Raw genomic sequence first — 24,190 nt, 5'->3', positions numbered from 1 at the left:
GTGCTGCGCTGCCCCCCGAGGGGGCGTTCGCACCTTGGAGCGGTCCTGCGGTGCTCATCACTTGCCTCCCTTCACGCTCAGGCCGCGCATCGACGGCCGGTCGTAGAAGTCGACACCCGACAGGTCGGCGACGGTGCCGATGTCCTTGTCGCCGCGGCCCGAGAGGTTCACGAGGATCGACTGGTCCGGCCGCATGGTCTTGGCGAGTTTCATGGCGTAGGCCACGGCGTGGCTCGATTCGAGGGCCGGAATGATGCCTTCGGTGCGGCACAGGTAGTGAAAGGCTTCGAGTGCCTCGGTGTCGGTGATGCCGACGTACTCGGCGCGGCCGATGTCGGCCAGGTAGGCGTGCTCGGGGCCCACGCCGGGGTAGTCGAGGCCGGCGCTGATGCTGTGCGTTTCGGTCACCTGGCCGTCCTCGTTCTGCAGCAGGTAGGTGCGGTTGCCGTGCAGCACGCCGGGGCTGCCGCGCAGGATGGATGCCGAGTGCTTGCCGCTGTCGAGCCCCTCGCCCGCGGCCTCCACGCCGATCAGGCGCGTGCCTTCGAACGGGATGTAGGGATGGAAGATGCCCATCGCGTTGCTGCCGCCGCCCACGCAGGCCACCACCACGTCGGGCTGCCGGCCTTCGGCCTCGCCGGTGATGCCCTGGGCCGCGAGCATGGCGGGCATCTGGTCGATGCACTCCGTGCCGATCACGCTCTGGAAGTCGCGCACCATGGTCGGGTAGGGATGCGGGCCGGCCACGGTGCCGATGATGTAGAAGGTGTTCTCCACGTTCGTGACCCAGTCGCGCATGGCCTCGTTGAGCGCATCCTTCAGCGTCTTGCTGCCCGACTCCACCGGCACCACGGTGGCGCCGAGCAGGTTCATGCGGTAGACGTTGGGGCTCTGGCGCTTCACGTCCTGGCTGCCCATGTAGACCACGCATTCGAGGCCGTAGCGCGCGCAGATGGTGGCGGTGGCCACGCCATGCTGGCCGGCGCCGGTTTCGGCGATCACGCGGGGCTTGCCCATGCGGCGCGCGAGCATCGCCTGGCCGATCACGTTGTTGATCTTGTGGGCGCCGGTGTGGTTGAGGTCTTCGCGCTTGAGGTAGATCTGCGCGCCACCCATCTCGCGGCTGGTGCGCGCCGCGTGGTAGACCGGCGAGGGGCGGCCGACGAAGTGCTTGAGTTCGTAGTGGAATTCGGCGAGGAAGGCCGGATCGTCCTTGTACTTCGCGTAGGCGTCACGCAGCTCGTTGATCGCGTGGGTGAGCGTCTCGCTCGCGAAGGTGCCGCCGTAGTTGCCGAAGTGGCCGGTGGCGTCGGGTTGCTGGTAGTTGGTTCGCATGGTTCTCGATCGTTGGGCCGCAGCCCGAAATCACGATCGGGTGCGGCGGCTAACTGGAGAAGGAGGCGTCGGCGGCCCTGACGGCGGCGACGAATTGCCGGATCTTTCCGGCGTCCTTCAGGCCCTTGTTCCCGGGACCGTCGATTTCGACGCCCGAGCTCACATCAACGGACAGCGTCTTGCAGCGCGTCCGCAGGATGCGAATGCCATCGCTCACGTTTGCAGGTGTGAGCCCACCACTCAAGACGAGGTGAGCGTCGACGGCGGGTGGAAGAAGTGACCAATCGAATGCCTTGCCGCCACCGCCATAACCTTCGACATGGGCGTCGAGCAGGATGGCCTGGGCGTGGGAGTAATCGGACGCGTATTTTACGAGGTCGAAGCCGGCTCCGGCGGCGCCCAGCGGAATACGGGCCGCGCGCATGTAGCGAAAGCGCCCCGGGCCGGTGGCCTGCTCGCACTGTTCGGGCGTTTCTTCGCCGTGGAACTGCGCGATCGCGCCCTTCACGCGGGAAAGCGCTGCTATGACTTTGGGAGCATCCTCGTTCACGAACAGCAGCACCGGCGTGATGAAGGGCGGCAGGCGCGAGGCGAGTTCGGCGGCGCGCTCGGCCGTCACGGCGCGGGGGCTTTTCGCGTAGAGCACGAAGCCGATGGCATCGGCGCCGGCCTCGATCGCGGCATCCACGTCGGCCTCGCGCGTGAGGCCGCAGATCTTGATGCGGGTGCGGGGAGCGGCAGTCATGGCGGCCCATCATAAGGAGCGCCGCCGGCCTGCAGCGTGGCCTCGGCCGGCAGACCCCACTTGGCGTCGTACAACGGCCCGAGAAAATACAGCCCGTTGGCCGAGAAGGTGGGCGCCGCCACCTTGCGGCTGCGCGCCTCGAGCACTTCGGTGATCCATTCGGGCCGTTCGTCGCCGCGGCCGATGCGCACGAGGCAGCCCATCAGGTTGCGGATCATGTGGTGCAGGAAGGCATCGGCCTCGAACTCGAAGTGCCAGCGGCAGCGGTCGCCGCTGCCGACTCGCGTGATCTCGATGCGCCGCAGGTCCTTGACCGGCGAGCGGGCCTGGCAGGCCGAGGCGCGGAAGGAGCTGAAGTCGTGCTTGCCCACCAAGAGGGCGGCGGCGGCGCGCATCGCATCGCCGTCGAGCGGATGCATCGACCAGCCGACCCGGCCCGAATCGAGGCTGGGCCGCACGGGCGACTGCGACAGCACGTAGAGGTAGCGCCGCGCCAGCGCACTGGCGCGGCAATGGAATTCGTCCGGCACCGGCTGCGCCCACTGCACCGCGATGTCGTCGGGCAGGAAGCGGTTGGTGCCGCGCATCCAGGAGAAGGGCTCGCGTTCGACGGTGGTGTCGAAGTGCACCACCTGCATCAGCGCATGCACGCCGGCATCGGTGCGGCCGGCGCACAGCGTGCCGATGGGCTGCGCCGCGAACTTGGCGAGCGCCGCTTCGAGCTTGTCCTGCACCGTGCGGCCCGAACGCTGGCTCTGCCAGCCCTCGTACGCCTGGCCGTTGTAGCGGATGCCTAGCGCCAGCCTCACGAATTCAGGAAGAACAGCGGAAAAAGCCGCTCGTCAGCGCAGCTCGGCGAGCAATTGCCTCGCCTGCGACTTGAGGTCGCCGGCACTTTCGGCCTCGACTTCCTCGACCAGCGAGCGGGCGCCTTCGACGTCGCCGATGGCCTGCAGCTCGCGCGCCAGCGACAGCTTGACGGCATGGGGGCTCTCGTCGCCATCGTCGTCCTGCGCGGCTTCGGCGGGCCTGGCTGCTGCATCGGTGGTACCGGCCACCTGGCGGGCGGGCAGGCCGGCCAGTGCACTCATGTCGAATTCGATGAAGCCCGAGTCCGCGGGCAGGTTGCCGCGCAGGCCGGCCGGCCGGGTGTTGGCATCGGCTTCGCCGAGCGCGCCGGGGCGGGTGATCGGCGACAGCGCGCCGGGGGCGGTGTCGAAGTCGTTTTCCAGGTCGACCGGTGCCGTGGGCGCATGCGCATGGCCGTTGGACAGCGGTGCGCTGCTGGCGGCCGGCGGCGCATAGGCCGTCTTCGGCAGGCTGGCACTCACCGGGGCCGGAGCGGGCGCCGGTGCCGGCGGCTGGCTCAGGTCCAGATCGAAGTCCAGCGGCGCGACCGAGGGCACGAAGGCCGGCGTGGCCGCGACGGGCGCGGGGGCGGGTGCCGCCACCGGGGCCGGCGCGGGTTTGGCCGCGGCCGTGGCCAGGGCGCCTGCAAAGGCGGCGCTTTCGGCCGGGCTCACGCGGGGCGCGCCCGAGTCGTACAGCGGATTGCCCGGATCGAGGTCCTTGCCCATCTCGACCACGCGGTTCCAATCGGCACCGGCGCCGTTGGTCAGCTTGTGCACTTCGGTGGCAAGGCCTTCATAGGCCCGCACGTCGCGGCGCTTGGCATGGATCTCGAGCAGCTTGAGGTGGATGGCCGTGCGGTCCGGATTCACGCGCAGGGCTTCGCGCAGGATTTCCTCGGCCTGCAGGTCGCGGCCGTAGGCCAGGTACACGTCGGCTTCGGCCACGGGATCGACATCGCCCGCATCGAGCTGGCTCGGCGAGTACGACAGCGACGACACGGTGGAATCGCCACGCTGCTTGGTGTCGACCGATTCGCCGCCGCTGGCGCCGAAGAACGAATCCTTCGGAATGCGGCTTTCGAGGAACACGCTCTCGCTCATTTCTTCGCGGCGGCGGCCCAGGACACGGTAAAGCAGGAAGCCGACCAGCAAGGCGATCAGCGCCGCGCCGCCGAGCATCAGCGGGTTGTCCATCAGCTCTTCGAAGAAGCCGCGTTCGGCCGGGGGCGGCGGAGGCGCTGCCTTGACGACCGGCTTGGGTGCCGGTGCGGCGGCCGGGGCGCTTGCCGCCGCTGCGGGAGCGGCCGGCGCAGCCTCGGAAGTTGCAGCAGGCACGGGCTCGGCCGCCGGAGCGGCGGGAGCGGCAGCTGCCGGTACCGCTGGTGCAGGCGCAGGAGTCGCTGCCGGTGCCGCTGGTGCCGAAGCGGCAGTAGGCGTCGTGGCCGGGGCGGCGGACGCGGCCGCAGGCGCAGCAGCCGGGGCGGGTGCGGCGGCTGCAGGCGCCGCTGCGGCCGGTGCCGTGGTTGCGGCGCCACCCGGGTTGGGAACCGGAATGCCGGGCGCTGCCGGGGCGGGTGCCGGCGCCGAGCCGGCGGCTGGCGCCGCCGAACCAGTGGCTGCCTTGAGCTTGGCCAGTTCGTTGATGTTCTTCGAGAGCTCGGCCACTCGGTTGTTGCTGTCCTGCGCCTGGCGGGCTTGCGCAACCTTTTCTTCGGCGGCGCGGGCTGCTGCGCCGCCCTGCGAGATCGTCAGCTTGTCGGGCGCGCTTGCCGCGGCATTGCGGTCCTCGACGTTGGCCTGCAGCTTGCCCGAAGCCTTGCGGTCGGCGGCGGCCACGTTGGACGTGGGTGCGTTCTCGGCAAGGCGCTGGCGGTAGGCGCCGAAGTCGCGGCTCTGCGCGGTGATGGTGCGGCGCGCTTCCGACGGCAGGATCGCGCTGGCTTCGGCGGCGCTCGGCAGGTCGAGCACGGCGCCAGCCCTCATGCGGTTGACGTTGCCGCCAACGAATGCATCGGGATTGGCAAGCAGCATGGCCACCAGCATCTGGTCGAGCGAAACCTCGGCAGGCTTGTGGGCCCCGGCGATCTTGCTGGCGGTGTCGCCGCGCTGGACCGTGACCTGTTCGCCGCCGCCAGCCGGGCGGGCCGGTGCTGCGGCGCTGGGCGCCTGCGGTGCGGCAGCGGCAGGCGCTGCTGGTGCCGCGGGAGCGGTGACTGGTGCGACGGGCGCGCGCTCGCGGCGTGCGCGGGCTGCCGCGGCAGCCGGACGCTCCGCGGGCGGCGTGCTCACCTGGGGCGTGGCGGGCGCGATGGGCGCGCTCGGCGCCGCCTGGCGGGTGGCCGGCGGATCGAGCAGCACGGTGTAGTCGCGCACCATGCGGCCCGACGAGCCATTGGCTTCGAGCAGCAGGTCGACGAAGGGATCGTTGAGCGGACGGCTGCCGGTGAGCCGTACCACGTACTGGCCGCCGGCGCGGCGCTGCAGCGTGGCCTTGACGTCGCTGAGCGCAGCGTTGTAAGGAACGCCCGCGTTCTTGAAGGCATCGGCGCTGGCGACGTTGATCTTCAGGCTTTCCGCTTCGGCGGCAGCCATTTCGGTCACGTCGATTTCGGCGCGAAGCGGTTCGCCCAGCGCCGATTGCACCTTCAGCTGCCCGAGCGCGAAAGCGCTGGCGTCGGTGCTTGCAATACCCAGGACCACGGCAACCGCCGTGCCCAGAACGGAGAGGCGAAGACCGTTCAAGGGCAGGGAGGGGCGAGCGGCCGATGGGCGGGCCGCGGGCAACAGATGTCTTGTCATGCTGATAGGGGCGGCTCAGGCCCAGAATTTGTAAGAGGACGTTAGCATCATCACCGGGTACTGACAAGGCGGTGCGCCTGTTCTACCCAGTGCGCGCATACTTACGCACACATTCAGTGTTGCCGGATGGCAACACTTTGGGTCTGTGGAGAGCCTGCGCGCCCCCATCAAGCCTCGAGCAGGATGCGCAGCATGCGGCGCAGCGGTTCGGCCGCGCCCCACAGCAGCTGGTCGCCGATGGTGAAGGCGCCGACGTACTCGGGGCCCATCGCCAGCTTGCGGATGCGGCCGACCGGGATGTTCATGGTGCCCGTCACGGCCACCGGCGTCAGGTCCTTCAGGGTCGCTTCGCGCGTGTTCGGCACCACGCTGGCCCAGGGGTTGTCGGCGGCGATCAGCGCTTCGATGTCGGCCACGGGCACGTCCTTCTTGAGCTTGAAGGTCAGGGCCTGGCTGTGGCAGCGCATGGCGCCGATGCGCACGCAGAAGCCGTCGACCGGCACGGCGGCGGTGCCGAAGCCCGCGCCCTGGCCGAGGATCTTGTTGGTTTCCGCGCCGGCCTTCCATTCTTCCTTGGACATGCCGTCGCCCAGGTCCTTGTCGATCCAGGGGATCAGCGAGCCGCCCAGCGGTGCGCCGAAGTTGGCGGTTTCAGCGGCGCTCAGGTTCTGCTGCCTGTGCAGCACCTTGCGGTCGATCTCGAGGATGGCCGACTTGGGGTCGTCCAGCAGGGCGCGCACCTCGGCGTTGAGCGTGCCGAACTGCGTCAGCAGCTCGCGCATGTGCTGCGCGCCGCCGCCCGAAGCCGCCTGGTAGGTCATGCTGGTCATCCATTCGACCAGGCCCGCCTTGTAGAGGGCGCCCACGCCCATCAGCATGCAGCTGACGGTGCAGTTGCCGCCGATCCAGTTCTTGCCGCCCTTGGCGAGCGCGTTCTGGATCACCGGCAGGTTGACGGGGTCGAGCACGATGACCGCGTCATCCTGCATGCGCAGGGTGGAGGCGGCGTCGATCCAGTGGCCGCTCCAGCCCGCGGCGCGCAGCTTGGGGAACACCTCGCTGGTGTAGTCGCCGCCCTGGCAGGTGATGACGATGTCGCACTTCTTGAGCGCCTCGATGTCGTTCGCATCCTTGAGCGCGGTCTCGTTCCTGGCCATGGCCGGGGCCTTGCCGCCGGCGTTGGAGGTCGAGAAGAAGACCGGCTCGATGAGCCCGAAGTCGCCTTCGGCCTGCATGCGGTCCATCAGGACCGAGCCGACCATGCCGCGCCAGCCCACGAGGCCGACCAGAGGTTGAGATGCGTTCGCCATTTCAGTTTGCCCTTTTGAAAAAGAAAGAAGTTGTCTTTTCTTGCCCCCGACTCGTCGAGCCGGGGAGGGGCGTGACGAAGCGGGCTGCGGTTAGCCGGTAATCGTCTTTTTGGTGATTGCTGCAACAACCGCGTCGCCCATTTCGCGGGTGCCGACGCGCTTCGTGCCTTCTGACCAGATGTCACCGGTGCGCAGCCCGGAGGCGAGCACGTGCTTGACCGCCGACTCGATCCGGTCGGCAGCTTCGGCTTGGTTGAGTGAAAAACGGAGCATCATGGCAGCGGACAGTATTGTAGCCAATGGATTGGCAACCCCTTTGCCCGCAATGTCGGGTGCGCTGCCGTGGCTGGGCTCGTACAGGCCCTGGTTGCTCGAATTGAGCGACGCCGAGGGCAGCATGCCGATGGAGCCGGTGAGCATGGCGGCCTCGTCCGAGAGGATGTCGCCGAACATGTTGCCGGTGACGATCACGTCGAACTTCTTGGGCGCCTTCACGAGCTGCATGGCCGCGTTGTCGACGTACATGTGGTCGAGCTCGATGTCCGGATAGTCCTTGTGCACCTCGGTCACGATGTCCTTCCAGAACTGGAAGGTCTCCAGCACGTTGGCCTTGTCGACGCTGGTCACGCGCTTGCTGCGCTTGCGCGCGGCCTCGAAGGCCACGCGGGCGATGCGCTCGACCTCGGGGCGCGAGTAGCGCATGGTGTCGAAGGCTTCGTCGGCACCCGGGAAATGCCCGTCGACGGCCGTGCGGCGGCCGCGCGGCTGGCCGAAGTAGATGTCGCCGGTGAGCTCGCGGATGATGAGGATGTCCAGGCCCGCAATCAGCTCGGGCTTGAGGCTCGAGGCGCCCACCAGCTGCTCGTAGCAGATGGCCGGGCGGAAGTTCGCGAACAGACCCAGGTTCTTGCGCAGGCCCAGGATGGCCTGCTCGGGGCGCAGCGGTCGGTCGAGCTTGTCGTACTTCCAGTCGCCGACCGCACCGAACAGCACTGCATCGGCTTCCTTGGCGAGCTTGAGCGTGGCTTCGGGCAGCGGGTGGCCGTGGGCCTCGTAGGCCGCGCCGCCGACCAGCGCGGTTTCCATCTCGAAGGAGAGGTCGAGCGCGTCGAGCACGCGGATGGCTTCGGCCACGATTTCGGTGCCGATGCCGTCGCCCGGGAGAACTGCGATTTTCATGATTGGGGTCTGAAGTTTCTAGAGAAAGGAAATGCGGTCGATCACGAGATCATCGTGTGCGCGAGCCAGGGCTTCTGCGCCAGCCGCTCGGCCTCGAAGGCCTTGATCTTGTCCTTGTGGCGCAGCGTGAGGCCGATGTCGTCCAGGCCGTTGATCAGGCAGTACTTGCGGAAGGCCTGCACGTCGAACGCGAACTCGCCGCCATCGGGCTTCACGACCACCTGGCGCTCCAGGTCGATGGTGAGCGTGTAGCCGGGAAAGGCGAAGGTCTCGTCGAACAGCTGCGCCACCTGCGCCTCGGGCAGCACGATCGGCAGCAGGCCGTTCTTGAAGCTGTTGTTGAAGAAGATGTCGGCATAGCTCGGCGCGATGATCGCGCGGAAGCCGTACTGGTCGAGCGCCCACGGCGCGTGCTCGCGCGACGAGCCGCAGCCGAAGTTCTTGCGCGCCAAGAGGATCGAGGCGCCGGCATAGCGCGGCTGGTTCAGCACGAAGTCGGGGTTGGGCTTGCGGCTTTGCGGGTCCTGGCCCGGAAAGCCGGCGTCCAGGTAACGCCATTCGTCGAACAGGTTCTGGCCGAAGCCGGTCTTGCGGATCGACTTGAGGAACTGCTTCGGAATGATCGCGTCGGTGTCGACGTTCTCGCGGTCCATCGGGGCCACGAGGCCCTTGTGCACGGTGAATTTCTGCATGTGAATTTCTCTCTGTGTTCAGGCGAAGGTGCGCACGTCGACGAAGTGGCCGTGCACCGCGGCAGCGGCGGCCATGGCCGGGCTCACGAGGTGGGTGCGGCCGCCGGCGCCCTGGCGGCCTTCGAAGTTGCGGTTGCTGGTGGAGGCGCAGCGCTCGCCGGGTTCCAGGCGGTCGGCGTTCATCGCCAGGCACATCGAGCAGCCGGGCTCGCGCCATTCGAATCCCGCGGCCTTGAAGATCACATCGAGCCCTTCGCGCTCGGCCTGTTCCTTCACCACGCCCGAGCCGGGCACCACCATCGCGAGCTTGACGTTCTTGGCCACCTTCTGGCCGAGCTTCTTCACCACGGCGGCGGCTTCGCGCATGTCCTCGATGCGGCTGTTGGTGCACGAGCCGATGAACACCTTGTCGACGAAGATGTCGTTCATTGCCTTGTTCGGCTCCAGGCCCATGTAGACCAGCGCGCGCTCGATGGCGCTGCGCTTGCTGGCGTCCTTTTCCTTGTCGGGATCGGGCACGCGGCCGTTGATGTCGACCACCATCTCGGGCGAGGTGCCCCAGGTGACCTGCGGCTGGATCTGCGTGGCGTCGAGCTCGACCACGGCGTCGAACGCGGCGTGGGGGTCGGACTGCAGCGTGCGCCAGTAGGCCACGGCCTGGTCCCACTCCACACCGGTGGGCGCGAGCGGCCGGCCCTTGATGTAGCCGATGGTCTTTTCGTCGACCGCCACGAGGCCGGCGCGCGCACCGGCCTCGATGGCCATGTTGCAGACCGTCATGCGGCCTTCCATGCTCAGGTCGCGGATGGCCGAGCCTGCGAATTCGATCGTGTAGCCCGTGCCGCCGGCCGTGCCGATCTTGCCGATGATGGCCAGCACGATGTCCTTGGCGGTGCAGCCGAAAGGCAGCTTGCCCTCGACCTTCACGAGCATGTTCTTCGCCTTCTTGCCGAGCAGCGTCTGCGTGGCCATGACGTGCTCGACCTCGCTGGTGCCGATGCCGTGCGCGAGCGCACCGAAGGCGCCGTGGGTGGAGGTGTGCGAGTCGCCGCAGACCACCGTCATGCCCGGCAGCGTGGCGCCCGATTCAGGGCCGATCACGTGCACGATGCCCTGGCGCTTGCTCAGGAATGGAAAGAACGCGGCGGCGCCGAATTCCGCGATGTTCTTGTCGAGCGTGGTGACCTGCTCCTTGCTGGTCGGATCGGCAATGCCTTCGTAGCCGCGCTCCCAGCCGGTGGTGGGCGTGTTGTGGTCGGCCGTGGCCACCACCGAGCTGATGCGCCACAGCTTGCGGCCGGCCTCGCGCAGGCCCTCGAAGGCCTGCGGGCTGGTGACTTCGTGCACCAGGTGGCGGTCGATGTAGAGGATCGCGGTGCCGTCTTCCTCGGTGTGGACGACGTGTTCGTCCCAGATCTTGTCGTAGAGCGTGCGTGCCATGTCGTTATCTTCTCTTGTCTTTCGTGGGGAGGTGATTGTCTTGCGTTCTAGGCGGCGAGCGGCTCGGCGGCCGCCGCCGGCGTGTGCAGGTGGTTGACCAGCGTGCGCGCGGCCACCGGCAGGGTGGAGAAGTCGCGCGCCGCCAGGCGGATCTCGCGCCGGGACCAGGCGTCGTTGAGCGTCACGCTGCGAAGGCGGCTGCCGATGCCCGCCTGCAGCAGCTCGAAGGCGCGCTGCGGCATCACGCCGACGCCCAGGCCGTTGTCGATCATGCGGCACATGGCGTCCAGCCCGGTCACGTGGATGCGCAGCTTCACGCTGCGGCCCGCCTCGAGCGCGGCCTGGTGCATGGCCACGTAGATCGAGCTGTTGGTGTGCAGGCCGACGTGGTCGAAATCGAGCGAGGCGGCAAAGTCGATCGGCCCCTGCGTCGCCGTGAGCGGATGCCCGGCGGGCGCGATCAGCACCAGCCGGTCGTGGCGGTAGGGCAGGGTCTGCAGCTCGTTCGTGCCGTCGGGTATGTGGCAGATGCCGAGGTCGGCCGCGCCTTCCTGGACCGCGCGCACCACTTCGTTGCTCAAGTGCTCTTCGAGGTCGATCTTGATCGCATCGTGCTCGCGCGTGAAGGCGCCGAGGTCTTCCGGCAGGAACTGCACGATGGCCGAGATGTTGGCATGCACGCGCACGTGGCCGCGCACGCCCTCGGCGTATTCGCTGAGCTCGCCCTGCATCTTCTCGAGGCTGTAGAGCACCGAGCGCGCATGGTGCAGCAGGCTTTCGCCCGCGGGGGAAAGATCGACGCCGCGCGCATGGCGGTAGAGCAGGGTGGTGCCCAGCGTGGCTTCCAGGTCCGACAGCCGCTTGCTGATGGCCGAGGCGGCAATGAATTCACGCTCCGCGGCGCGCCCGATGCTGCCGAGTTCGCAAACGGCCACGAACAGCTGCAGCGACGTGAGGTCGATGCGCCGGGCGAAATTGCGTTCGGAAGTGCTCATGGGGCTTTGGGCATCGCGTCTGGCGATGAGTTCGTCATTTTCCCAGGGTTTTGACGGCCCTGCCATCGCCATGTGCGATGGGTTCATTGCCCTGGGGCGACGAGTCCCGGCCGCCCCACACGGCAAAACGCCCCGCGCCTCGCTTTGCGGCGAGGGGCGGGGCGCGCGGGGCTCGGGTGTGCCTACTGGCGCTTCTTGGCGGCGTCTTCCATCTTTTCGCCACTCTTCTGGATGTCCTGGCCGGCACCCCTGAAGGTGTTGCAGCCCCCCAGCGGAATGGCAAGTGTGAAAGCGACGGCGATCAGCGCGGCAAGTTGCTTCATGACGGGTCTCCTGAAGGCGTTGAGAAAGGCGGCCCGAAGTCGAGCCTCCGATGCACAACGTATCGACGCCCCGCCGCCGGCCCTGTCAGCCAAGACGCAAAAAAGCTGCCCGAGGGCAGCTTTCCGGCTTGAGCGCAAGCAGCGCGCGTTCAGCGCTTGCCGATGGGCTGCACGTCGCGCTTGGGCGAGCCTTCGAACAGCTGGCGCGGGCGGCCGATCTTGTACTCGGGGTCGCCGATCATTTCGTTGAGCTGGGCAATCCAGCCCACGGTACGGGCCAGCGCGAAGATCGCGGTGAACAGCGGCACCGGGATGCCGATGGCGCGCTGGACGATGCCCGAGTAGAAGTCGACGTTCGGGTAGAGCTTGCGCGACACGAAGTACTCGTCTTCCAGCGCGATCTTCTCGAGTTCCTTGGCGAGCTTGAACAGCGGGTCTTGTTCCAGGCCCAGCTCGGTCAGCACTTCGTTGCAGGTTTCCTGCATCAGCTTGGCGCGCGGGTCGTAGTTCTTGTACACGCGGTGGCCGAAGCCCATGAGCTTGACGTTCGAGTTCTTGTCCTTGACCTTCTTGATGAACTCGCCGATCTTCTCCACGCCGCCTTCCTTCTGGATGTCGTAGAGCATGTTGAGCGCCGCTTCGTTGGCGCCGCCGTGGGCCGGGCCCCAGAGGCAGGCCACGCCGGCTGCGATGGCCGCGAAGGGGTTGGTGCCCGACGAGCCGCACAGGCGCACGGTCGAGGTCGAGGCGTTCTGCTCGTGGTCCGCATGCAGGATGAAGATGCGGTCGAGCGCGCGCTCGAGCACCGGGTTCACCTTGTACTCCTCGCACGGCGTGGCGAACATCATGTGCAGGAAGTTGCCTGCATAGCTGAGTTCGTTCTTCGGGTACATGTAGGGCTGGCCCACGGTGTACTTGTAGGCCATGGCCACGAGCGTGGGCATCTTCGCGATCAGGCGGATCGCGGCGATCTCGCGGTGCTCGGGATTGTTGATGTCCGTGCTGTCGTGATAGAAGGCCGACAGCGCGCCCACCAGGCCGGTCATGATGGCCATCGGATGCGCGTCGCGGCGGAAGCCCCGCAGGAAGAACTGCATCTGCTCGTTGACCATCGTGTGGTTGGTCACGAGCTTGGTGAAGTTGGTCTTCTTGGCCTGGTCCGGCAGCTCGCCGTACAGCAGCAGGTGGCAGGTCTCGAGGAAGTCGCAGTTGGTGGCGAGCTGCTCGATGGGGTAGCCGCGGTACAGCAGCTCGCCCTTGTCGCCGTCGATGTACGTGATGGCCGACTGGCAGGCGGCGGTCGACATGAAGCCCGGGTCATAGGTGAACATGCCGGTCTGCGCATAGAGCTTGCGGATGTCGATCACGTCGGGGCCGACGGTGCCCTTGTAGATCGGCAGTTCGACGCTGTCCCCGCCGTTGCTGAACGACAGCGTGGCCTTGGTATCGGAAGCTTTCATTTCGGGTTTCTTTCAGAGGAGTATTCAGGAGGGCGAAGAGGAAACGGAGGTTGCGGGGCGCTGCGCGCCGTCGGTGCGCATCAGCTGCAGCAACTCGACCACCTCGGCCCCGGCCCATGCGGGCTCGGGCTCCTTTCTTCGCAGGAGAAGATCGAGGAGGTCGTTGTCCGACAGGTCCATCAAGGTCTCCATCGCTCCCGCCTGGCCATTGGTCATGCGGGATTCGTGCCGCTCGAAGAAGCGGGCGATGAACAGGTCGTTCTCGAGCAGGCCGCGCCGGCAGCGCCATTTCAGCTTGCTCAGCGCGCGTTCGCTGATCGGCTCGGACGGGTCGGCGGCGGTTTGCATGGTTTCTCTCGGAAAAGGATCAGATGGCGCGGCGCACCATCAGTTCCTTGATCTTGCCGATCGCCTTGGTGGGGTTCAGGTTCTTCGGGCACACGTCGACGCAGTTCATGATCGTGTGGCAGCGGAACAGGCGGTACGGGTCTTCGAGGTTGTCCAGGCGTTCGGCGGTGGCTTCGTCGCGGCTGTCGGCGATGAAGCGGTAGGCCTGCAAGAGGCCTGCCGGGCCCACGAACTTGTCGGGGTTCCACCAGAAGCTCGGGCAGCTGGTGGAGCAGCTCGCGCACAGGATGCACTCGTACAGGCCGTTGAGTTCGTCGCGCTCCTCGGGCGACTGCAGGCGTTCCTTCTCGGGCGGCACGTTGTCGTTCTGCAGGTACGGCTTGATCGAGTTGTACTGCTTGAAGAACTGCGTCATGTCCACGATCAGGTCGCGGATGACGGGCAGGCCCGGCAGCGGCTTGAGCACGATGGTGCCCTTGAGCGTGAGCATGTTGGTCAGGCAGGCCAGGCCGTTCTTGCCGTTGATGTTCATCGCGTCGGAGCCGCAGACGCCTTCGCGGCAGGAGCGGCGGAACGACAGCGTGGGATCCTGCGCCTTGAGCTTCATCAGGGCGTCGAGCAGCATGCGCTCATGGCCGTCGAGTTCGATCTCGACGGTCTGCATGTAGGGCTTGGCGTCCTTGTCCGGGTCGTAGCGGTAGATCTGGAATGTGCGCTTCATCGTGAAACCTTGTGATGTTGTTCTTGCTTAGAACGTACGGACCTTGGGAGGAACGGAGTCGACCGTCAGCGGCTTGAGGTTGACCGGCTTGTAGGAGAGGCGGTTGTCCTGGCTGTACCAGAGCGTGTGCTTCATCCAGTTGGCGTCGTCGCGGCCGAGCGGCGCGACCGGGTCGTCGGCCGGGCGTTCGTAGTCCTCGACCGTGTGCGCGCCGCGGCATTCCTTGCGGGCGGCGGCCGAGACCATGGTGGCCTGCGCCACTTCGATCAGGTTGTCGACTTCGAGCGCCTCGATGCGCGCGGTGTTGAACACCTTCGACTTGTCCTTCAGGCCAATGGCGTTGACGCGCTCGCGCACGGCGGCGATCTTGACCACGCCTTCGTCCATCGAAGCCTGCTTGCGGAACACGGCGGCGTGCTGCTGCATGACGGCGCGGATCTCGCCCGCCACGTCCTGTGCGTATTCGCCGCCGGTGGCGGCCTCGAGGCGGTTCAGGCGCTCCAGCGTGCGGTCGGCGGCATCGGCCGGCAGCGGCTTGTGTTCCTTGAGCTTGTCGTTGAACTCGACGATGTGGTTGCCGGCCGCGCGGCCGAACACCAGCAGGTCGAGCAGCGAATTGGTGCCCAGGCGGTTGGCGCCGTGCACGCTCACGCAGGAGCATTCGCCCACCGCGTAGAGGCCGTTCACCACGGCGCTGTTCTGGTCGCCCTGCTGCACCACGACCTGGCCGTTGATGTTGGTCGGGATGCCGCCCATCTGGTAGTGGATGGTGGGCACCACGGGGATCGGCTCCTTCGTGATGTCGACGTTGGCGAAGTTCACGCCAATTTCATACACCGAGGGCAGGCGCTTGTGGATGGTCTCGGCACCGAGGTGGTCGAGCTTCAGCAGCACGTAGTCCTTGTTGGGGCCGCAGCCGCGGCCTTCCTTGATTTCCTGGTCCATCGAGCGCGAGACGAAGTCGCGCGGCGCGAGGTCCTTCAGCGTGGGCGCATAGCGCTCCATGAAGCGCTCGCCGTTGCTGTTGAGCAGGATCGCGCCTTCGCCGCGGCAGCCTTCGGTCAGCAGCACGCCGGCGCCGGCCACGCCGGTCGGGTGGAACTGCCAGAACTCCATGTCCTGCAGCGGAATGCCCGAACGCGCGGCCATGCCCAGGCCGTCGCCGGTGTTGATGAAGGCATTGGTGGAGGCCTGGAAGATGCGGCCCGCGCCGCCGGTGGCCAGCAGCACGGTCTTGGCCTGCAGGATGTGCAGGTCGCCGGTTTCCATTTCGAGCGCCGTCACGCCGACCACGTCGCCTTCGGCGTCGCGGATCAGGTCGAGCGCCATCCACTCGACGAAGAACTGGGTGCGGGCCTCGACGTTCTTCTGGTAGAGCGTGTGCAGCATCGCATGGCCGGTGCGGTCGGCCGCGGCGCAGGCGCGCTGCACGGGCTTCTCGCCGTAGTTGGCCGTGTGGCCGCCGAAGGGGCGCTGGTAGATCGTGCCGTCGGGGTTGCGGTCGAAGGGCATGCCGAAGTGCTCGAGCTCGTACACGACCTTCGGGGCTTCGCGGCACATGAACTCGATCGCGTCCTGGTCGCCGAGCCAGTCGGAGCCCTTGATCGTGTCGTAGAAGTGGTAGTGCCAGTTGTCCTCGCTCATGTTGCCGAGCGATGCGCCCACGCCGCCTTGGGCGGCGACGGTGTGCGAACGCGTGGGGAACACCTTGGAGAGCACCGCCACGTTCAGGCCCGCGCGGGCCAGCTGCAGCGAGGCGCGCATGCCGGAGCCGCCGGCACCGACGATCACGACGTCGAACTTGCGCTTGGTGATTTGTTCTTTTGTGTAGGTCATGGTGGGGTCAGATCTTCCAAAGCACTTGAATGGCCCAACCCGCACAACCGACAAGCCAGACGATGGTGAAAATTTGCAGGGCGAGGCGAATGCCGACGGGCTGGACGTAGTCCATCCACACGTCGCGCATGCCGACCCACACGTGGTAGAGCAGGGAGGCGATCACGCAGAAGGTCAGCACCTTCATCCACTGCGCGGCGAAGATGCCGGCCCACAGGTCGTAGCCGATGGGGCCGCGCGTGAAGATCAGCTGCGCGAGCAGGATGATCGTGAAGAGCGCCATCAGGCCGCCCGTGATGCGCTGGCTGAGCCAGTCGCGCAAACCGTAGTGCGCGCCGACGACGATGCGCTTGGAGCCGTAGTTCACAGACATGGTTGGCTCCTTCTCAGTACAGGCCGAACAACTTGGCGCCGAGCACCAGGGTGAGCAGGATGCTCAGGGCCAGCGTGACCACGGCGGAGGTCTGGCCGAACTCCTTGGTGACGGCGGCGTGGCTCACGTCCATCCAGAGATGGCGCAGGCCGGCGATGAAGTGGTGCAGGTAGGCCCAGATCAGCGCGAGAGCCACCAGCTTGATGAACCAGCCCGGAACGAAACCAAGGCCGCTGTTGAACGCGGCCTTGAACCTGGCGAAGGAGTAGTCGGACGAAAGCGAGGTGTCGAACATCCAGATGATGAACGGCAGCAGCAGGAACATGAGCACGCCGCTCACGCGGTGCAGGATCGACACGATGCCGGCCGGCGGCAGCCGGTAGGTCGTGAGATCGGTGAAGGCGTTGATGTTTCGGAATTCGCGGCGCGGCGGCCGGGGAGGAGTTGCAAGCTCTGTCATTGGGGGGAGGCTTTCGTGGCTTGGTGGCTTGTTCTGAGAGCGAACGCTTTTGTTTCTTCTGCGGAATGCAAACAACGCAAAATTCTATTGCAATGCACCATTGCGTGGCGGAGGTGCCCGCGTCGGCGCAGCGCTGCAGTCGGATGCTAGGGAGTTCGCGGCGTGTTGTGCGCGAATCTTCGGCGCTGCCATGCGGTGGGGTCGTGATGCCATCTGGATGCGCGCTCAGCCGAGCTGGTTGCGGTAGTGGTGCGTGTCGGTGCGGTAGAGGCCGCGGCGCAGTTCCATCGGCGTGTCGTGGTAGGTGTGGGCCAGGCGCTCCACGCTGAGCAGCGGCATCTGCAGCGGCACGTCGAGCAGCGCGGCCTGCTCGGCATCGGGCAGCACGGCGCGGATCTTTTCTTCGGCGCGCACCATGCGCACGCCGAATTCGGTTTCGAACATGGCGTACATCGGGCCCGGCCAGGCGCGCAGCCGCTCGGCCGTGAGGCCCTTGAACGGCGCGCCGGGGAGCCAGAGGTCTTCGAGGATGGTCGGGACGCCGCCGTAGGCGAGCACGCGTCGCACCTGCAGCACCGCGTCGCCCGTGCGCAGGCCCAGGGCGCGCGCCACGTCGGCCGAGGCGCGCTGGCGGCGGCAGTCGACGATGGTGCGCTCGGCCGGACCCTCGGTGCTTGGCGTGCCGACATCGGGCACCAGCTTGAGGAAGCGGTACTGCACATGCTGCTCGGCGTGCGTGGCGACGAAGGTGCCCTTGCCCTGGCGCCGCACCACGAGGTTTTCGGCCGAGAGTTCGTCGATGGCCTTGCGCACCGTGCCCTGGCTCACGCGAAAGCGCACCGCCAGGTCCATCTCGCTGGGAATGGGCTCGCCCGGCTTCCACTCGCCGGCCTGCAGGCTCTGCAGGATCAGCGTCTTGATCTGCTGGTAGAGCGGACTGAAGGAAGGCGTCGCAGAATCTTCGAGGACGGTGGGGGCATTCATGGCAGCGGTGGGTGCGCCGTGGCGGAACCCCGGAGCATATCTTATATAAGACATAAGACGAGGCCTGCTGAATCGGCTTAAAATGCGGGCCGGCCTGCGCCGCGGGAAGGATTCCCGCCCTGCAGGACCATCGGCGCCACGCGCGCCCGCCGATACCGTTTCACCACCTTCTGGAGTCTTCCCATGAGCAAAAAACCCGTCCGCGTTGCCGTCACCGGTGCCGCCGGCCAAATCGGTTACGCCCTGTTGTTCCGTATCGCGTCCGGCGAAATGCTCGGCAAGGACCAGCCGGTCATCCTGCAACTGCTCGAGATCCCCGACGAGAAGGCCCAGAAGGCGCTCAAGGGCGTGATGATGGAGCTCGACGACTGCGCCTTCCCGCTCCTGGCCGGCATGGAAGCCCATGGCGACCCGATGACCGCCTTCAAGGATGCCGACTACGCCCTTTTGGTGGGTTCGCGTCCGCGCGGCCCGGGCATGGAACGTGCCGAGCTGCTGGCCGTCAACGGCGCCATCTTCACGGCGCAGGGCAAGGCGCTCAACGCCGTGGCCAGCCGCAACGTCAAGGTGCTGGTGGTCGGCAACCCCGCCAACACCAACGCCTACATCGCGATGAAGAGCGCACCCGACCTGCCGCGCAAGAACTTCACCGCCATGCTGCGCCTGGACCACAACCGCGCCGCCAGCCAGATCGCCGCCAAGACTGGCAAGGCCGTGGCCGACATCGAGAAGCTCGTCGTCTGGGGCAACCACTCGCCCACGATGTACGCCGACTACCGCTTTGCCACCATCAAGGGCGAAAGCGTCGCCAAGATGATCAACGACCAGGAATGGAACGCCAACACCTTCCTGCCGACCGTTGGCAAGCGCGGCGCCGCCATCATCGAGGCCCGCGGCCTGTCGTCGGCTGCCTCGGCCGCCAACGCCGCCATCGACCACATGCGCGACTGGGCCCTGGGCACCAACGGCAAGTGGGTCACCATGGGCATCCCGTCGGACGGCCAGTACGGCATTCCGAAGGACACGATGTTCGGCTTCCCGGTCACCTGCGAGAACGGCGAGTACAAGCTGGTCGAAGGCCTGGAAATCGACGCCTTCAGCCAGGAACGCATCAACAAGACGCTCGAAGAACTGCAAGGCGAACAGGCTGGCGTTGCCCACCTGATCTGAGCCAGGCCGCCGGCATGCTCGACTGGAACCCCGCGCTCTACCGTCGCTACGAGGACGAGCGCACCCGCCCCGCACAGGAACTCCTGGCGCGGGTGCCGTTGCCGGAGGCGGCCCGCGTGGTCGACCTCGGCTGCGGCCCGGGCAATTCCACCGAACTGCTGGCCAACCGGTTCCCGGCGGCGAAGGTCGTCGGAACCGACAACTCCGAAGCCATGCTGGCGAGCGCGCGCGAGCGCCTGCCGCAGGCACGCTTCGAGTTGAGCGACATCGCGACCTGGGCGCCGCAAGACGAAGCGCCCAATCTCATTTACGCCAACGCAGCCCTGCAGTGGGTGCCCGATCACGAGCGGCTGATCCCGCGCCTGTTCGCTGCGCTGGCCCCCGGTGGCGTGCTCGCCATCCAGATGCCGGACAACCGCGAGGAGCCCACGCACCGCCTGATGCGCGCCGTGGCCGCGGAGGCGCCCTGGGCCGAGCCCATCGGCAATGCCGACCGGCTGCGCACCTTGCTGCTGCCGCTCGGCGGCTACTACGACCTGCTCGCGCCTGCCGCGGCCAGGGTCGATGTGTGGCACACCATCTACCAGCACCCGATGGCCGATGCCGCGGCCATCGTCGAATGGGTGCGCGGCACGGGGCTCAAGCCCTTCGTCGACCGCCTGCCGGCCGACCTGCAGGCGAGCTACCTGGCCGAATACGAGCGCCGCGTGGAACTGGCCTATCCCGCCCGCACTGACGGCAAGCGATTGCTGGCGTTCCCGCGCATGTTCATCGTGGCGCAGAAAAAAGCATGACGAAAGCCGTCCATCCCGCTGAAGTGCTGCTCGGCGCGCAGGCCGGGGCCGTGAGCCTGCCGGTGTGCGACCACTACAGCGGTGTCGAAGCGCGCATGAAGAAGAGCCTCGCGCTGCAGTCCGAGATGGCCGATGAATTCGGCGCCTGCGTGTTCGACGTCACGCTCGACTGCGAGGACGGCGCTCCCGTGGGCGGCGAGGCGGAGCATGCCGCGCTCGTGACCGAACTGGCATTGGCCGCCAAGCCCGGCATGCGCGTGGGCGTGCGTGTTCACCCCGTGGACCATCCCGCCTTCGCCGGCGACGTGATCACCATCGCCGGCCGCGCCGGCCACCGCCTCAGCCACCTGATGGTGCCCAAGGTGGAGTCCGTGGCCGACGTCGCGCAGGCGGTGGCGGCGCTCGAGGCGGCCGATGCCGATGCGCTGCCGCTGCATGTGCTGATCGAATCGCCGCTGGCCGTGCACAACGCGTTCGAGATCGCGGCGCATCCGCGCGTGCAATCGCTGAGCTTCGGCCTGATGGACTTCGTTTCCGCCCATGCGGGCGCGATCCCCGCCGATGGCATGGGCGCGGCCGGGCAGTTCACGCATCCGCTGGTGGTGCGCGCCAAGCTGGCCATCGCATCCGCCGCGCATGCCTACGGCAAGGTGCCTTCGCACTGCGTGGTCACCGAGTTCAACGACACCGCCGCCATGCGCCTGGCAGCCCGCAAGGCGGCCGCCGAATTCGGCTACACGCGCATGTGGAGCATCCATCCGAACCAGATCCGGCCCATCCTGGAGGCATTTGCGCCCGATGAGGCGCAGATTCAAATTGCCACAAAAATCATTACAAATGCGGCCCTCGCAAATTGGGCTCCGACACAAATTGATGGCACATTGCACGACCGCGCGAGCTATCGCCATTTCTGGCAAGTGCTGACGCGTGCCCACGCAACAGGGCGCGCGCTGCCGCCAGAAGCCAAAACCTGGTTTGCACTCGCGGCCTCCTGAAACTTCCGAATCCAGCCTCAAGGAAACACACCCATGAAGAAAATTGCCCTGATCGCCGCTATGGCCCTGGCGCTTCCGTTCGCCGCCACGGCGCAGACCACCCCCGCCAAGCCGGCCGCCAAGTCCGAAGCCAAGAAGGCGCCCGCCAAGAAGCAGGTCACCCGCAAGGCCGCCAAGGCCGTCGAGGAAGTCACGCCCATTGCCGACGAAACCAACATCGTGCTGACCGAGGCCGACCTGGCCGTCGCCAAGCGCGTTTCGCTCGGCAAGGCCCAGTGCGAACTCGGCGCCGACGTGACCGTGGACGCCGACGAGAAGAAGCCCGGCTTCTTCAACGTGTCGACCAAGGGCGTGAAGTACCGCATGCACCCGGTCGAAAGCCGCACCGGTGCCATCCGCCTCGAAGACCCCCGTGCCGGTGCCATGTGGCTGCAGCTGGGCAACAAGTCGATGCTGATGAACCAGAAGGCGGGCCTGCGCATTGCCGACGAATGCCAGACCGCCGAGCAGGTCGCGTTTGCCGAAGAAATGAAGAAGAACCCGCCCAAGAGCCTGTTCGAAGGCGCCGACGCGGCCAAGAAGTAAGAGAGTCCCACACGGGGTGCGGCGCGGCTCTTGCTTGCCGTACCGCACGCCCGTCAGCCAGCCAGTTTCCGGAGAAAAGAAGATGTTGCAAGCCTACGTTGACCATGTTGCCGAACGCGCCGCGCTCGGTATTCCGCCGCTGCCATTGAGCGCGAAGCAAACCGCCGAAGCCATCGAGCTCCTCAAGAGCGCGAATGCCAAGGACGGTGCCTTCCTGCTCGATCTGCTCACCCATCGCGTGCCCGCCGGCGTCGACGACGCGGCCAAGGTCAAGGCGAGCTACCTGGCGGCCGTGGCCCACGGCACCGAGAAGAACGCGTTCATCTCGCGTGCGCGTGCCACCGAACTGCTCGGCACCATGCTCGGCGGCTACAACATCAGCCCGATGATCGACCTGCTCGACGACGCCGAAGTCGGCGCCGTGGCGGCCGAGGGCCTGAAGAAGACCCTGCTGATGTTCGACCAGTTCCACGACGTCAAGGAAAAGGCCGACAAGGGCAACGCCCACGCCAAGGGCGTGCTGCAAAGCTGGGCCGATGCCGAATGGTTCACCAGCCGTCCCGAAGTGCCGCAAAGCATCACGGTCAGCATCTTCAAGGTGGCCGGTGAAATCAACACCGACGACCTCTCTCCCGCACCCGACGCCACCACGCGTCCCGACATTCCGATGCACGCGCTGGCGATGCACAAGAACGCCCGCCCCGGCATCGTCCCTGAAGAAGACGGCAAGCGCGGCCCGGTGAAGTTCATCGAGGACCTGCGCGCGCGCGGCCACCTCGTGGCCTATGCCGGCGACGTGGTCGGCACGGGTTCGTCGCGCAAGAGCGCCACCAACTCGGTGCTGTGGTTCACCGGCGAAGACATTCCCTTCGTGCCCAACAAGCGCTTCGGCGGCGTCTGCCTCGGCGGCAAGATCGCGCCGATCTTCTACAACACCATGGAAGACTCGGGCGCGCTGCCGATCGAGCTCGACGTGAGCCAGATGAACATGGGCGACGTGGTCGAGCTGCGTCCCTACGAAGGCAAGGCCCTCAAGGATGGCAAGGTGATTGCCGAGTTCAAGGTCAAGAGCGACGTGCTGTTCGACGAAGTGCGTGCCGGCGGCCGCATTCCGCTGATCATCGGCCGCGGCCTCACGGCCAAGGCGCGCGAAGCACTGGGCCTGCCCGTCTCCACGCTGTTCCGCCTGCCGACCAGCCCGGTCGACACCAAGAAGGGCTACTCGCTCGCGCAGAAGATGGTCGGCCGCGCCTGCGGCCTGCCCGAAGGCCAGGGCGTGCGCCCCGGCACCTACTGCGAACCCAAGATGACTTCGGTCGGCTCGCAGGACACCACCGGCCCGATGACGCGCGACGAGCTGAAAGACCTGGCCTGCCTGGGCTTCTCGGCCGACCTCGTCATGCAGTCGTTCTGCCACACGGCGGCCTACCCGAAGAAGGTCGACGTCAAGATGCACCATGAACTGCCCGATTTCATGGCCAACCGCGGCGGCGTCTCGCTGCGCCCGGGCGACGGCGTGATCCACTCCTGGCTCAACCGCCTGCTCACGCCCGACACCGTCGGCACCGGCGGCGACAGCCACACCCGCTTCCCGATCGGCATCAGCTTTCCCGCGGGCTCCGGCCTCGTGGCCTTCGCGGCCGCCACCGGCGTGATGCCGCTGGACATGCCCGAATCGGTGCTCGTGCGCTTCAAGGGCAAGATGCAGCCCGGCGTCACGCTGCGCGACCTGGTCAACGCGATTCCGCTGTATGCCATCAAGTCGGGCCTGCTGACCGTGGCCAAACAAGGCAAGAAGAACATCTTCTCGGGCCGCATCCTCGAGATCGAGGGCCTGCCGGACCTGAAGGTGGAGCAAGCCTTCGAGCTGAGCGACGCCTCGGCCGAGCGCTCGGCCGCCGGCTGCACGGTGCACCTGAACAAGGAACCGATCATCGAGTACATCAACAGCAACATCACGCTGATGAAGTGGATGATCGCCGAAGGCTATGCCGACGCCCGCACGCTGGCGCGCCGCATCGCCGCGCAGGAAGCCTGGCTGGCGGACCCGCAACTGCTCAAGGGCGATGCCGACGCCGACTACGCCGCCGTCATCGAGATCGACCTGGCCGACATCCACGAGCCGATCGTGGCCTGCCCGAACGACCCCGACGACGTGAAGACGCTGAGCGACGTGGCCGGCGCCCAGATCGACGAAGTGTTCATCGGCTCGTGCATGACCAACATCGGCCACTTCCGTGCGGCTTCCAAGCTGCTCGAAGGCAAGCGCGACATCCCGGTCAAGCTGTGGATTGCACCGCCCACCAAGATGGATGCGCACCAGCTCACCGAGGAAGGCCACTACGGCGTGTTCGGCAATGCCGGTGCACGCACCGAGATGCCGGGCTGCTCGCTGTGCATGGGCAACCAAGCGCAGGTGCGCGAAGGCGCCACGGTGATGTCGACCAGCACCCGCAACTTCCCGAACCGACTGGGCAAGAACACCAACGTGTACCTGGGCTCGGCCGAGCTGGCCGCGATCTGCTCGCGCCTGGGCCGCATCCCGACGCGCGAGGAGTACATGGCCGCCACGGGCGTGCTCGACGCATCGAGCGCGCAGATCTACCAGTACCTGAACTTCGACAAGATCGACGACTACAAGACCGAGGCCGGCGCCGCAGTCGCGGCCTGATCCTCGGGCGCTTTCGCGCATTGGATGGGAGCCCCGCTTCGGCGGGGCTTTCTTGCGTCTGGGGGTGGCACTTTTATCCGGCTGCCCGGCAATCTCCGACACGCAGGGGCGCCCTTGGCCGGCC

Annotated in this window: 22 protein-coding genes; 5 read left to right on the top strand and 17 right to left on the bottom strand. The window is 66.9% G+C overall.

Annotated features, from left to right (window positions below; genetic code table 11):
• Nucleotides 1-57: 57 nt before the first annotated feature.
• The 17 genes from trpB to AC1DMS_RS11180 form a co-directional block, all read right to left on the bottom strand.
• The gene (gene trpB / locus AC1DMS_RS11260) at nt 58-1,335 is read right to left on the bottom strand and encodes a tryptophan synthase subunit beta (protein WP_062362763.1); all 1,278 of its coding nucleotides are present in this window, start codon (nt 1,333-1,335) and stop codon (nt 58-60) included.
• A 49-nt stretch (nt 1,336-1,384) separates the two neighbouring features.
• Nucleotides 1,385-2,080, bottom strand: coding sequence for a phosphoribosylanthranilate isomerase (locus AC1DMS_RS11255; protein WP_018903261.1), 696 nt, complete (start codon nt 2,078-2,080; stop codon nt 1,385-1,387).
• Nucleotides 2,077-2,889, bottom strand: coding sequence for a tRNA pseudouridine(38-40) synthase TruA (truA, locus tag AC1DMS_RS11250; RefSeq protein WP_012746562.1), 813 nt, complete (start codon nt 2,887-2,889; stop codon nt 2,077-2,079). The genes AC1DMS_RS11255 and truA overlap by 4 nt, the downstream gene beginning before the upstream one ends.
• Nucleotides 2,890-2,922: 33 nt before the next feature.
• A complete protein-coding gene (locus AC1DMS_RS11245; protein ID WP_418156337.1) occupies nt 2,923-5,673 on the bottom strand; it encodes a FimV/HubP family polar landmark protein in 2,751 nt (916 codons plus the stop codon).
• Nucleotides 5,674-5,897: 224 nt separating this feature from the next.
• Complete coding sequence (gene asd, locus AC1DMS_RS11240) at nt 5,898-7,040, bottom strand: aspartate-semialdehyde dehydrogenase (protein WP_012746564.1); 1,143 nt, start codon at nt 7,038-7,040, stop codon at nt 5,898-5,900.
• 90 nt (nt 7,041-7,130) lie between these two features.
• Complete coding sequence (leuB, locus tag AC1DMS_RS11235) at nt 7,131-8,219, bottom strand: 3-isopropylmalate dehydrogenase (protein WP_012746565.1); 1,089 nt, start codon at nt 8,217-8,219, stop codon at nt 7,131-7,133.
• 41 nt (nt 8,220-8,260) lie between these two features.
• On the bottom strand, nt 8,261-8,911 hold the full coding sequence (gene leuD / locus AC1DMS_RS11230; RefSeq protein ID WP_062362756.1) for a 3-isopropylmalate dehydratase small subunit: 651 nt from the start codon (nt 8,909-8,911) through the stop codon (nt 8,261-8,263).
• An 18-nt stretch (nt 8,912-8,929) separates the two neighbouring features.
• Nucleotides 8,930-10,351: a 3-isopropylmalate dehydratase large subunit gene (leuC, locus tag AC1DMS_RS11225; protein WP_062362753.1), complete on the bottom strand. Its 1,422-nt coding sequence runs from the start codon at nt 10,349-10,351 to the stop codon at nt 8,930-8,932.
• A gap of 47 nt (nt 10,352-10,398) precedes the next feature.
• Nucleotides 10,399-11,346, bottom strand: a complete 948-nt coding sequence (locus tag AC1DMS_RS11220) for a LysR family transcriptional regulator (RefSeq protein ID WP_062362750.1) — start codon at nt 11,344-11,346, stop codon at nt 10,399-10,401.
• 182 nt (nt 11,347-11,528) lie between these two features.
• Nucleotides 11,529-11,669, bottom strand: a complete 141-nt coding sequence (locus tag AC1DMS_RS11215; protein ID WP_012746569.1) for an entericidin A/B family lipoprotein — start codon at nt 11,667-11,669, stop codon at nt 11,529-11,531.
• 149 nt (nt 11,670-11,818) lie between these two features.
• Nucleotides 11,819-13,129 carry a citrate synthase gene (gene gltA / locus AC1DMS_RS11210; RefSeq protein WP_012746570.1) on the bottom strand — a complete coding sequence of 437 codons (1,311 nt, stop codon included), beginning with the start codon at nt 13,127-13,129 and terminating at the stop codon, nt 11,819-11,821.
• Nucleotides 13,130-13,153: 24 nt separating this feature from the next.
• Nucleotides 13,154-13,477 carry an FAD assembly factor SdhE gene (locus AC1DMS_RS11205; protein WP_012746571.1) on the bottom strand — a complete coding sequence of 108 codons (324 nt, stop codon included), beginning with the start codon at nt 13,475-13,477 and terminating at the stop codon, nt 13,154-13,156.
• Between the two features lie 19 nt (nt 13,478-13,496).
• Entirely contained in the window at nt 13,497-14,198 is a 702-nt protein-coding gene (locus AC1DMS_RS11200) for a succinate dehydrogenase iron-sulfur subunit (protein WP_012746572.1), read from the bottom strand.
• Nucleotides 14,199-14,225: 27 nt separating this feature from the next.
• Nucleotides 14,226-16,034 (bottom strand): succinate dehydrogenase flavoprotein subunit, encoded by a 1,809-nt coding sequence (sdhA, locus tag AC1DMS_RS11195; protein ID WP_478181004.1) that lies wholly within the window; start codon nt 16,032-16,034, stop codon nt 14,226-14,228.
• A gap of 7 nt (nt 16,035-16,041) precedes the next feature.
• On the bottom strand, nt 16,042-16,407 hold the full coding sequence (gene sdhD / locus AC1DMS_RS11190; protein ID WP_012746574.1) for a succinate dehydrogenase, hydrophobic membrane anchor protein: 366 nt from the start codon (nt 16,405-16,407) through the stop codon (nt 16,042-16,044).
• Nucleotides 16,408-16,420: 13 nt separating this feature from the next.
• On the bottom strand, nt 16,421-16,867 hold the full coding sequence (gene sdhC, locus AC1DMS_RS11185) for a succinate dehydrogenase, cytochrome b556 subunit (protein WP_278877689.1): 447 nt from the start codon (nt 16,865-16,867) through the stop codon (nt 16,421-16,423).
• A gap of 225 nt (nt 16,868-17,092) precedes the next feature.
• Entirely contained in the window at nt 17,093-17,851 is a 759-nt protein-coding gene (locus AC1DMS_RS11180) for a GntR family transcriptional regulator (protein ID WP_080515726.1), read from the bottom strand.
• A gap of 183 nt (nt 17,852-18,034) precedes the next feature.
• On the opposite strand from AC1DMS_RS11180, the gene AC1DMS_RS11175 reads away from it, so the two are divergent.
• The 5 genes from AC1DMS_RS11175 to AC1DMS_RS11155 all read left to right on the top strand — a co-directional run bounded on the left by AC1DMS_RS11175 (nt 18,035) and on the right by AC1DMS_RS11155 (nt 24,066).
• Entirely contained in the window at nt 18,035-19,021 is a 987-nt protein-coding gene (locus AC1DMS_RS11175) for a malate dehydrogenase (protein ID WP_012746577.1), read from the top strand.
• Between the two features lie 14 nt (nt 19,022-19,035).
• Nucleotides 19,036-19,815: a trans-aconitate 2-methyltransferase gene (gene tam / locus AC1DMS_RS11170; protein ID WP_436299749.1), complete on the top strand. Its 780-nt coding sequence runs from the start codon at nt 19,036-19,038 to the stop codon at nt 19,813-19,815.
• Nucleotides 19,812-20,810 carry an HpcH/HpaI aldolase/citrate lyase family protein gene (locus AC1DMS_RS11165; protein WP_018903266.1) on the top strand — a complete coding sequence of 333 codons (999 nt, stop codon included), beginning with the start codon at nt 19,812-19,814 and terminating at the stop codon, nt 20,808-20,810. Before tam ends, AC1DMS_RS11165 begins: the two co-directional genes overlap by 4 nt.
• 33 nt (nt 20,811-20,843) lie before the next feature.
• Nucleotides 20,844-21,395, top strand: a complete 552-nt coding sequence (locus AC1DMS_RS11160) for a hypothetical protein (protein WP_012746580.1) — start codon at nt 20,844-20,846, stop codon at nt 21,393-21,395.
• Nucleotides 21,396-21,477: 82 nt separating this feature from the next.
• Nucleotides 21,478-24,066, top strand: coding sequence for a bifunctional aconitate hydratase 2/2-methylisocitrate dehydratase (locus AC1DMS_RS11155; protein ID WP_018903267.1), 2,589 nt, complete (start codon nt 21,478-21,480; stop codon nt 24,064-24,066).
• Nucleotides 24,067-24,190: the final 124 nt, after the last annotated feature.

It is taken from the genome of Variovorax sp. 05T418 (genome assembly GCF_056396385.1).
Note: the sequence above shows the minus strand (reverse complement) of the source record. Positions and strands in the feature narration are given on the sequence as shown.